The organism is Psychrobacter sp. UBA3068 (assembly GCF_002366815.1).
Lineage (GTDB): Bacteria > Pseudomonadota > Gammaproteobacteria > Pseudomonadales > Moraxellaceae > Psychrobacter > Psychrobacter namhaensis.
Genome location: NZ_DFBY01000019.1, coordinates 116,269 through 126,450, shown reverse-complemented (window position 1 = coordinate 126,450; position 10,182 = coordinate 116,269). Strand labels below are relative to the sequence as shown.

At 43.4% G+C, this 10,182-nt stretch carries 8 protein-coding genes; 3 read left to right on the top strand and 5 right to left on the bottom strand.

Annotation, left to right across the window (positions count from 1 at the left end; translation table 11 throughout):
* The 3 genes from B2P60_RS04745 to B2P60_RS04735 form a co-directional block, all read right to left on the bottom strand.
* On the bottom strand, positions 1–199 hold a 199-nt coding region (locus B2P60_RS04745; RefSeq protein ID WP_286739716.1), incomplete at its 3' end, for a helix-turn-helix domain-containing protein.
* Between the two features lie 115 nt (positions 200–314).
* On the bottom strand, positions 315–1,697 hold the full coding sequence (locus tag B2P60_RS04740) for an NAD-dependent succinate-semialdehyde dehydrogenase (protein WP_286739715.1): 1,383 nt from the start codon (positions 1,695–1,697) through the stop codon (positions 315–317).
* Between the two features lie 385 nt (positions 1,698–2,082).
* A complete protein-coding gene (locus B2P60_RS04735; protein ID WP_193006117.1) occupies positions 2,083–3,072 on the bottom strand; it encodes a LysR family transcriptional regulator in 990 nt (329 codons plus the stop codon).
* 774 nt (positions 3,073–3,846) lie between these two features.
* On the opposite strand from B2P60_RS04735, the gene B2P60_RS04730 reads away from it, so the two are divergent.
* A complete protein-coding gene (locus B2P60_RS04730; RefSeq protein WP_193006116.1) occupies positions 3,847–5,433 on the top strand; it encodes an isocitrate lyase in 1,587 nt (528 codons plus the stop codon).
* 145 nt (positions 5,434–5,578) lie between these two features.
* Entirely contained in the window at positions 5,579–7,177 is a 1,599-nt protein-coding gene (locus B2P60_RS04725) for a CYTH and CHAD domain-containing protein (protein ID WP_286739714.1), read from the top strand.
* A 103-nt stretch (positions 7,178–7,280) separates the two neighbouring features.
* Here the strand turns inward: B2P60_RS04725 and B2P60_RS04720 are convergent, their stop codons facing one another.
* Both B2P60_RS04720 and B2P60_RS04715 read right to left on the bottom strand, forming a co-directional pair.
* Positions 7,281–7,901, bottom strand: coding sequence for a nitroreductase family protein (locus B2P60_RS04720; protein WP_286739713.1), 621 nt, complete (start codon positions 7,899–7,901; stop codon positions 7,281–7,283).
* A gap of 231 nt (positions 7,902–8,132) precedes the next feature.
* The gene (locus B2P60_RS04715; protein WP_286739712.1) at positions 8,133–8,648 is read right to left on the bottom strand and encodes a L,D-transpeptidase; all 516 of its coding nucleotides are present in this window, start codon (positions 8,646–8,648) and stop codon (positions 8,133–8,135) included.
* 136 nt (positions 8,649–8,784) lie between these two features.
* On the opposite strand from B2P60_RS04715, the gene B2P60_RS04710 reads away from it, so the two are divergent.
* Positions 8,785–10,056: a hypothetical protein gene (locus B2P60_RS04710; RefSeq protein ID WP_286739711.1), complete on the top strand. Its 1,272-nt coding sequence runs from the start codon at positions 8,785–8,787 to the stop codon at positions 10,054–10,056.
* Positions 10,057–10,182 lie beyond the last annotated feature (126 nt).

Below are 10,182 nucleotides of genomic sequence, written 5' to 3'. Positions count from 1 at the left end.
CTTGGTATTTAAACTCGCTATTATAGTTAGCTTTGCCTGTCTTTGGCTTGATAGCCTCTATACCGCCACTTTGATATTGCTTAACCCATCTAGAGATTATCTTTTTATCAAGTCCAAACTTCTTTGCTGTTGCGACTCCGGTATGTCCTTGCCGATAGTATGCGATGACTTGCATCTTAAAGTCCAGATCGTAACGCATAAAAATACCCCATAAGTTGCGTCCAACTTATGGGGGTCAGTTCAAATGGCGGGGCTTTCTAGTATTTATAAGCTAATAAACACTTAAAACGGCTTAACTATCAAGTGACTCAAAACTATTGACCTTTATGCACATGGAGGCCTTTGATATTTACAAACTCTTTGATACCAAAACCACCATGCTCACGACCATGGCCTGAGTTTTTCACCCCACCGAACGGTAATGCTGGGTTTGCAAGACCGTAACCATTGATATAGACCATGCCTGTATCAAACTCTTCACGAGCGAGACGGATGGCTTTTTCTTCATCTTTAGAGAAGATAGCACCACCTAAGCCATAACGACTGTCATTGGCAATACGTAAGGCATCGTCTTGATCTTTGGCACGGATGAGCGAGGCGACTGGACCGAATAGCTCGTCATCATAAGCGGGCTGACCTTTTTTAACATTTTCCAAAATAGTCGCTGGATAAAAGCTACCTTTACCTGCTGGCAGTTTACCACCAACTGATATAGTCGCGCCTTTATTCACGCTTTCCTCTACTTGTTCATGCAACTTCTCTTGTAGGTCTTTGCGCGCTAATGGACCAAAGTCGGAGCTTTTATCCATGGGATCGCCGGCTTTTTTGCTTTCAAACTTTTCGATAATGCGTTTACGAAATTCATCGTATACACTATCAACCACGATAAAGCGCTTCGCTGCGACACAGGTTTCGCCATTATTGATGAGGCGCGCTTGAGTACAGGTTTCTACTGCCAGCTCTAGGTCTGCATCTTCTAAAACGATAAAGGCATCATTTGAGCCTAACTCTAACACAGATTTTTTGATTGCTTTTGCCGCTTGTTGACCAACGATGCTCCCTGCGCCGTCACTCCCTGTGAGAGTCACGCCGCGTACTTTATCATGGCCGATCAATTTTTCTGATTGATCGTGGTCGATTAAGATAGTACGGAACAAATCGTTTGGTAAATCCGACTCATGGAATATTTTTTCAATCAGTAAGCCCGAGCCCGTAACGTTTGAGGCGTGCTTAAGCAGGACACTGTTACCCGCCATTAGGTTGGCGATGGTATAACGGAATACTTGATACGCAGGAAAATTCCAAGGCTGCATACCATAAATCACCCCGATAGGCTGATAAGTCACAATACCTTTTTTCAGACCTTCAATATCTCGCTCATCATCTGTCAGTGCTTCTACGCCCTTCTGGGCCGTGTAATCACAAATTCCCTTACACAAATCTATTTCTTGTAGACTCTGACTGTAAAGTTTGCCACGCTCCTCAGTCATCAGCTTAGACAGCTCTTCTTTATACTTCATTAACGTCTCGCCAATTGAAGTAATGACCTTTGCTCGCTCTTCATGGCTGGTTTTGCGCCACTCTAGGAACGCTTGATGTGAGGCTTCAACAATCTTGTTGACCTCGTCTGTGCTCATATAGTTGTATTCTTTGATATCTTCGCCCGTCGCTGGGTTCACTGTAGTAATATCTGCCATTTTTATTGTCCTTATTTATCGAAATTTTGTGTTAACTTAAAAACGTGATCATTTAGAAAAAGAAGACATAACACTAGGATAGTGTTAACGCTTAAACTGCTAAAAATTAAAAATATCAATCATTATAAAAATTTTAATCATATCTTATAGCTTAACAATAGGCCACGTCTCTGTCTTTTTTTCTTAATATGTATTCATCATAACAAAATGCATTGGGAGTAGTTTTACAAGTTATGAAGAAGTGTGCATAAGATGTTAAGAATGTGACGGTGTTATGGATTACGCTTAGGTTTTAGACCAAACGTGTTAACCCATCAGACAAATAAAAAAACCAGCCATAAGGCTGGTTTCGTAAACAATGACGCTAAACTAAGAGACAAATCGCTTAAAACAAGTGGTTCATCACCGGTATGTCTTGCGGTGGGTTCTCTTCTTCATCAACAATTTGGCGAGCTACATGCATGATAAGCTGGCGCAACCAGCGATGGGCAGGGTGATGCTGCAACAAAGGCGACCACGCCATTGTCAGCTCAAACTCAGGAATAAAAAATGGTGGCTCTTCCATCTTTATGCTGTCGTTATTGGCCTGCATTTTTGCTACGCGAGTGGGTAACGTGGCAATCAAATCTTTGTTTGCTGCTAGCATGGCTGGCATTTGATAATGACGGGTGAAGACACTGATTTGTCTTTTTTGTCCCAGACGTTGCAACGCTTGATCAATAGAACCTAGGCCACCAGATTTTTCTGGATTAACGCCGAATCCCACCCCCATACCCGTTTTAGACACCCAGACATGCTGAGCCTTCAGATAGTTTTTTAAATTAAAACGATTGGCATAAGGGCTTTCAGAGGACAACAGACAACTGAAAGTATCACGCCACACCAAAACCTGGTGAAAGCTTTGCGGGATCTCATTAAAGCGGTTAATCGCTAAATCCACTCGTCCCTGCTCCATGTCACGATAAGAGACGTCCGATGGCGTCAAGAAGTCTAAAATGACATTGGGTGCTTCAGAACGTAACGCTTTGACCAATTTTGGTACCAAAGTGGCTTCTGCATAGTCGGACGTCATAATGCGAAAGACGCGCGAGGTACTATAAGGACGAAATTCAGTGCGCGGCTCTAACACTTGCGTCAAATCTGCAAGTATCTCACGAATACGAGGTTGCAGCTCTAACGCACGCTCAGTTGGCGTCATCCCCTCAGACGAACGAACAAGTAATGGATCATTAAACAGTTTACGTAAACGCCGTAAAATATTACTCATCGCAGGTTGGGTAATACCAAGCTGCTCGGCTGCGCGAGTCACATTTTTTTCTCGTAGCAGCACATCTAAGTGTACCAATAAATTTAAATCTACTCGCTGCAAATTCATATGTCGTTCTCTTAGCCTTGGAATAAATGCCGTTATAAGCGTGGCACTTTTAATGCTGCTTTCATCATTTACAGTCTATCACAATGTGATTTCGCTATTTTTTATCTGATTTCGTCTGTTTTTCACTCAATACAACCCAATATTATCAACGTAAGATGCTGTTATTATTATATTATAAACAATGAAAATACCCAAGATAATTATCATAAATTAGATAAATCTTGGTAAGGCAGTTATAGTGAGTCTCATAGATGATTGGTAACACAGACAATAAAATCTGGTTTTATACGCTCACTACCGTCACTTGAATGACCCAACCCTATAGTACGTTAAAGGTCATAAACGGTAGAAAATAGAAAAATATTATTAGGTGACGATTTATAAGGACTGCACATTAGTGCCTTAACACGATTCATTGATCGTACTGATCCGCTATTATTGTAACATTTCTTGTCGCCAATTGTGACACCGTGGGCCAATAAATAGCGTCAGCCCCTTAGAACGCATTAGTATCTCTGTCCTTTTCCATCGGTCACCCATTATTTTTTAACTCATGAGTTCAGCCATTTGCTTGTATTAGAGGATGGGTTTGGTTAGGGTAAAGAAAGCGTTAACTGATAGCTTATCCGTATATCGCACTTTACGAAGATGTCACCACCCTTGATAAAAGCCTGAGCATACCCTTTTTTAGTAAAGCCAAATTTTTTAGTCACACACAATCGTCATTATTTTAGCCCTTAATTTCTTTTTTACACCCCACCAAGGAGACTATAGATGTCAACTGCATATAAATCAGCGATCGATTTAGTACGTGAATTAAAGCAAAAGCACGGTAACTGGCAAAATATCAGCGAAACCGATGCAGCACGTATGATGTCACAAAACCGTTTTAAAACCGGTTTAGATATCGCAAAATATACTGCAAAAATCATGCGTCAAGACATGGAAGACTATGACAATGATACGTCTCAATACACCCAGTCTTTAGGTGCGTGGCATGGTTTTGTGGCTCAGCAAACCATGTATGCTAAGAAAAAATACTTTGGTACGACCGCTAAAACTTACATCTACCTATCAGGCTGGATGGTAGCAGCCCTACGTTCTGAGTTTGGTCCTCTTCCTGACCAATCTATGCACGAAAAAACATCAGTACCTAAGCTAATCGAAGAAATCTACACTTTCTTGCGCCAAGCTGATGCTAAAGTATTGAATGATTATTTCCGTGAGCTAAACGCTGCTGAAGAAGCCGGTCAAGATACCTCAGCTATCCTAGAAAAAATCGAAAACTTTGATTCGCATGTGGTGCCAATCATTGCTGATATCGATGCAGGTTTTGGCAATGAAGAAGCAACTTACCTATTAACAAAGCAAATGATCGAAGCGGGTGCTTGTGCTATTCAGGTTGAGAACCAAGTCTCTGACGCTAAGCAGTGTGGTCACCAAGCGGGTAAAGTCACAGTACCGCACGAAGACTATATCGCTAAAATCAACGCGATTCGTTATGCTTTCTTAGAGCTTGGTGTTGAAGACGGTGTGATCGTTGCCCGTACTGACTCTGAAGGCGCATCGTTGACTCAAAAGATCCCAGTATCTCAAGAGCCAGGCGACCTTGCTTCTAAATACATCGATTTTATCGAAATGGAAGAAGTGTCTCTTGAAGAAGCAAAAGAGAACGACAGCTTGCTTAAGCACAACGGCAAACTAGTACGTCCAGTACGTTTGGCCAACGGTCTATATCAGTTCCGCGAAGAAACGAACATCGACCGCGTGGTACTTGACTGTGTAACAGCGTTAGAAAATGGTGCCGATCTATTATGGATCGAAACCCCTACTCCAGACGTAGAACACATCAAAATGATGGTTGATCGTATTAAAGAGCAGCAGCCTAAAGCGAAGCTTGTTTATAACAACAGCCCATCATTCAACTGGACGCTTAACTTCCGTAAGCAAATCATCGCTCAGTGGGAAGAAGAAGGCAAAGACATCTCTAAGTACAACAAAGATGACTTGATGAGTGCAGATTATGACGGTACTGAGTTAGATCAAGCTGCTGATGTCGCGGCTCAAAACTTCCAACGTGATGCATCACGTGAAGCTGGTGTGTTCCATCACTTAATCACGCTACCTACTTATCACACCACTGCTCTTAGCGTTCATGAACTTGCTAAAGGCTACTTCGGTGAAGAAGGTATGCTTGCTTATGCAGCTGGTGTACAACGTAAAGAGATCCGTGAAGGCATCGCTTGTGTGAAGCACCAAGCAATGGCAGGTTCTGACCTTGGCGATGACCACAAAGAGATCTTCTCAGGTGAAAATGCCCTTAAAGCTGGCGGCGGCAAGAACACAATGAACCAGTTCTAATAACCGACAGCCTGTAAATACAAGTTACAAAAAAAGCCGCTCTACGAGATGTAGAGCGGCTTTTTTATTGCGGTTTAAATAACGGTAGAATGGTAGACTAATAATTGTTAATCAAAGCCATCAGTCAGAATATTAAGGAGCCGTCATGCAAGAGATAGAGCTGAAGTTTTTAGTACCCGACTCACGATTAAAAGGGTTGATGCGCCAAGCAAAAGTTAAATCTTCACAGGTGACGCAACTGGCTGCCCACTATTACGACACACCAGATCAACAACTGGCACAAGCTGGTATTGGCCTTCGTATTCGTAAAGAGGGCGATACCTGGGTACAAACCATCAAAGCGGGCGGTGATGGTATTGCCGCCCGTTTAGAGCATAACGCCGAATTAGACAGTGAGCAGGTACAAGCGATGCTAGACAATAATGCGCTTATGCCTGATTTAACCATCTACAAAGATACTGCAATCGCCCCAGCTTTAGAGGACTTTAAGCTCAAAAAGTTAGCAAAAACACTGACACGATTGTACGTCACTGATGTAGAGCGCACCACAAGATTGCTCACAGAAGACGATCGTGATGACACTGATAACCAGATTGAGATGGCATACGATCATGGAGAGATTGTCCATGGTAATGACGACACCCAGCGAGACACGATTCAAGAGATTGAGTTTGAATTGCTGGCAGGAGATTTAGACTTTTTATTTATGACCGCCAAAACATGGTGTAAGCGCTACAAACTCTGCTTGTCTACTGTGACTAAAGCCGAACGCGGTGGCCTGCTCATCAAAAACCAAAACCACAGTCGCGCGGTTGGCGCTGACCTCAGTCATCTAAACATCAATAAAAAAACCAGCATGCCCGCCTTTGTACGGGCAGCAGTACATAACTGTTTGTTACAAATACTACCGAACAGCAGTGCTATCGTAGCCGGTAGCATGGACAATGAGCACGTTTTACAACTGCATAACGGTATCAATCGTTTGCGTACTGCCATAACGGCGTTTGCTAGTTTCTCTGACGAGATCAATCCTGACTGGCAGCCGATACTTAAGCAAACCGCCACATTACTTAGCGATCATAGAGAACTGACTCATTTGGCAGATCATATCGAGCCTCAGCTACAGGAGCTAGGCTCGCCTGTAGTCGACTGGACAACCGATATCGATGCGCTCAAAATTAAGCCCGTAGACGTGGCACGCGCCAATGACTTTCAGCTCACTTTACTAGAGCTGATCGCCTTTACCATGAGTGACCCAAGCCTTGAACCCCAAGCTGATAAGCCCGCCATTGACAAGCTCACCAAGGTTCTGTCCAAGCAGCATAAAAAATTACTCAAAGTCGATAAGACATTGGTTGATGAAAGCAATGCTGAGTGTGCTGAGCCTGATAGCACTGACACACAAAACATTGATGCAGAAGACAATGATGAGGCGCAAGCCCAATATCAGTTGCGCTGTCATATAGAAGAGTTACGCCATATCAGTGAGTTTGCTGCGCCCTTATTTCATAAAAAAGGCTCTAAAAAGACAATCAAACGCTGGCTAAAACGTTTGATAAAAGCGCAAAAGGCGTTAGATCGGGGTCATGCTCACACGCAATACCAACAGCATTATCAACTAAAATCAGCATCAGAGTCTAATGCTTTATATGGTGCGGGTTGGTTTGCGGCAAAACAAGAAAAAGACCCTAAACGCATCGAAAAACGCTTAGACAAAGTGAGAAACGCCTCGATATTTTGGTAAGTATCCTTAAAAACAATCATCAAAACATCGCATAAAAAAGACAGCTCGCTTTATAAGGGCTGTCTTTTTTTTAGCTTAACAGTTGTTTTTTAGTGCTAAGTCATTAGCTACCCAAACCGAGTACTTTCATGCGCTCACTAACAAGCTGATAGCTTTTTTCTCCAGCAGGCTCACCAATACTGCCAAATGGCATTTGTGCAACCAACTCCCAGCTCTCTGGAATAGCAAAAGCCGCCGCTGCCTCTTCATCGACAAGCGGATTGTAGTGCTGTAGATTGGCGCCGACATTTAATGTGCGTAGCTCTGTCCACATCGCGTACTGATGCATCGCTGAGGTGTGCTGGGCCCAAACAGGGAATTTATCGGCATATAGGGCAAACTTTTCCTGTAGCGACTTAGTCACATTTTTATCTTCATAAAACAGTATCGTGCCAGCCGCGGCACGAAAGCCATCCAGTTTTTGTTTGCTACTAGAAAAATCACCATCACCCACCGCCTCACGTAGCTTTTCTTCTGTGATGTCCCACAACTGCTGATGTTGCTCCCCAAACAACACCACTAAGCGCGACGACTGTGAGTTAAAGGCTGAAGGAGTATGCAATAAAACCCGTTCTGCCATATTTACAATCGCTTGCGGCTCTACTGGTAAGTCGCTGCCTAAGTCATAGATAGAACGGCGCTCATCAAAGGCTTGCTGTAAGGTGACCAGACTTTCTGTAGACATTATTATTATCCTTATGGTTATAGTTATAATTATGATGACTCATCACTATGATAGAACAGAAACTGAGTAAACAATGTTCCCCATAACGCATCCATCACTAATGATTAAGTACAATCTTATTATATCCACACGTTTAATGAAAACTTCACCATATTAAGTAGGTTTTATTCATAAATTTGTAAAACGATCTTATCTTATACCACTCAATTAGTGATGATCGTTCAATAAAAACTAACCAGCAACGATCGTGACTGGCGTCCCTTCTTCAACTTGCTCAAACAGCTCAATAATATCTGTATTACGCATACGCACGCAGCCATGTGAGAGCGGCACACCCATTGGCTCGCTGTCTGGTGTCCCATGAATATAGATATAGCGCTGATAAGTGTCGCAGCTACCCTGACTGTTACTGCCTGTGTTAATCCCTTTTTCCAGACCCCTTAACCATAAAATACGGCTCAGTATCCAGTCGCGCTCAGGATGCTGCGCACCAAGAGCCGCGCTATATCTCTCCCCAGTCGGCTCGCGTCCCACAAACACGGCGTTTATAGGAGAGCGACCGCCTATTTTTTCTGCAATGATATGTTGTCCAAGCGGCGTACAACCGCTATCTTGCTGTCCACCAATCCCGTTTTTAGCAGTAGACACTGAGTATTTAGTCACTTCGGTTTGTTGCTGATATATCGTCAACGTCTGCTCAGCAATGTTAATAACTAACTGCTTATCGGTTTTCTGGATATTTTTCATAAGACTTCCCACGGTGGTTCACAGTACGGCGAATAGCATTATCAAGCAAAATGATAGAAAATTTCTATTATTAAGGGATTGTGTCAAGGCATTTGCCCCCGTAAGATAGGGGCACACTTTTTGATGCTAGCAGATTATGACGACTATTTCACCGACACGTGTGTCGATGTATGATTTTCTATATCAAGATACTATACCTATGCTGTCCCTGTTGGCAGATGCCGCCCAGCTATCATTACCACAAGCGCGATTAGCGATGGACGCCAGCTTACAGGCCATTATTAGTGCGCTTCTTTCTTATCATCAGCACCATCAAGGGCAAGCGGTCAGCAAAAAACTGTTTGGGCGTAGCGCGGTCAAAGAGCTACGCCAGTATAATTCTATGAATTTTGCGACGATCAACGCGACGTTGTATCATCGCCATGATGCCGCGGACGCCATATTTCATGACAGTGCGCGTGTGATCAAAGCGTGCGATCATATTGCCACAAAAATCGACGTACCAGCGCAAAAAATCCAAATTTTACTAACTGCTTTATGCGTGATCGTACTACGCGAACTGGCGATCTTAGCAGAATACAGTCAACTTGACAGTGATGAGATTAATAAGTGGTTTGCCTTACAACCACAATTTTTATCGGCAGCACGCTTTACAGCAGAGCAGACGCAAGCGGTGTCTACCATATTACCAGACAATGAGAACGGGAATGACAACGGGTCTGCCGCCCTAGCAGCGTCTGTAGAAAACAACGCAGAGAATGCCGCAGAGCATAAACCATTAAACGCTGAGCCGCCATTAATCACCCCGCCACCTTTTGACCCTTACTGGTATGAGCTGACCTCATATCAGCCTAAAAAACAGGACCCCGTCCAAGACATGCAGATGGCAACTGGTAATTATTTAAAAGCCATCGGACGCTCACCTGATAACTTACCGCAAGGACGCCATAATGACACGTTAGTGTTTGCAGAAATGCGCGCCATTACGTTACCACATCAACGCTGGTTGCTGCAGCTTGCCAAAATATCTGATATCTATTTAAGTCGCAATCGACTACGGGTGAACTCTGAACCTGCCAATCCACCAAAACCACCTTTGGTTAGTTTGGGGTTGATCGGTGGTAATAGCGACAACACCCCCACCACGATTAGTGAGAAACCGATTGAATACGAGGCAACAACGCCTCTCTGGAAAAACCCCGTTATACTCATCATTATTCTGGTCATCGGTGTACTGGGTGCCCTCGCTACCCTTAAATACCAAACGCAAAGATCTGATGGTGTTATTCTGGCAACAGAAGAAGTATTGGAGCAAGACGCTATCAATGAGCGTGAGCAGCAAGATGTTGCTATTGTCAGGGTAGACGAAGACGAACCTGACAGTGAAGCTGCCGTAAAAGACCACTAGAAAAGAGTGGCAATCCATCATTTGTGCGTAAAAACTGCCTTGATAAAAGCCTAATCGCCATAAAAAAACAGAGGCACTATATCAATAGTGCCTCTGTGTCTTATATAAGTATTAGCGCTTTATGGA

Bases quoted from the DNA above. Each gene is read 5' to 3' on its own strand.
- B2P60_RS04740 (WP_286739715.1), bottom strand. From the start codon at position 1,697: ATGGCAGATATTACTACAGTGAACCCAGCGACGGGCGAAGATATCAAA.
- B2P60_RS04735 (WP_193006117.1), bottom strand. From the start codon at position 3,072: ATGAATTTGCAGCGAGTAGATTTAAATTTATTGGTACACTTAGATGTG.
- B2P60_RS04730 (WP_193006116.1), top strand. From the start codon at position 3,847: ATGTCAACTGCATATAAATCAGCGATCGATTTAGTACGTGAATTAAAG.
- B2P60_RS04725 (WP_286739714.1), top strand. From the start codon at position 5,579: ATGCAAGAGATAGAGCTGAAGTTTTTAGTACCCGACTCACGATTAAAA.
- B2P60_RS04720 (WP_286739713.1), bottom strand. From the start codon at position 7,901: ATGTCTACAGAAAGTCTGGTCACCTTACAGCAAGCCTTTGATGAGCGC.
- B2P60_RS04715 (WP_286739712.1), bottom strand. From the start codon at position 8,648: ATGAAAAATATCCAGAAAACCGATAAGCAGTTAGTTATTAACATTGCT.
- B2P60_RS04710 (WP_286739711.1), top strand. From the start codon at position 8,785: ATGACGACTATTTCACCGACACGTGTGTCGATGTATGATTTTCTATAT.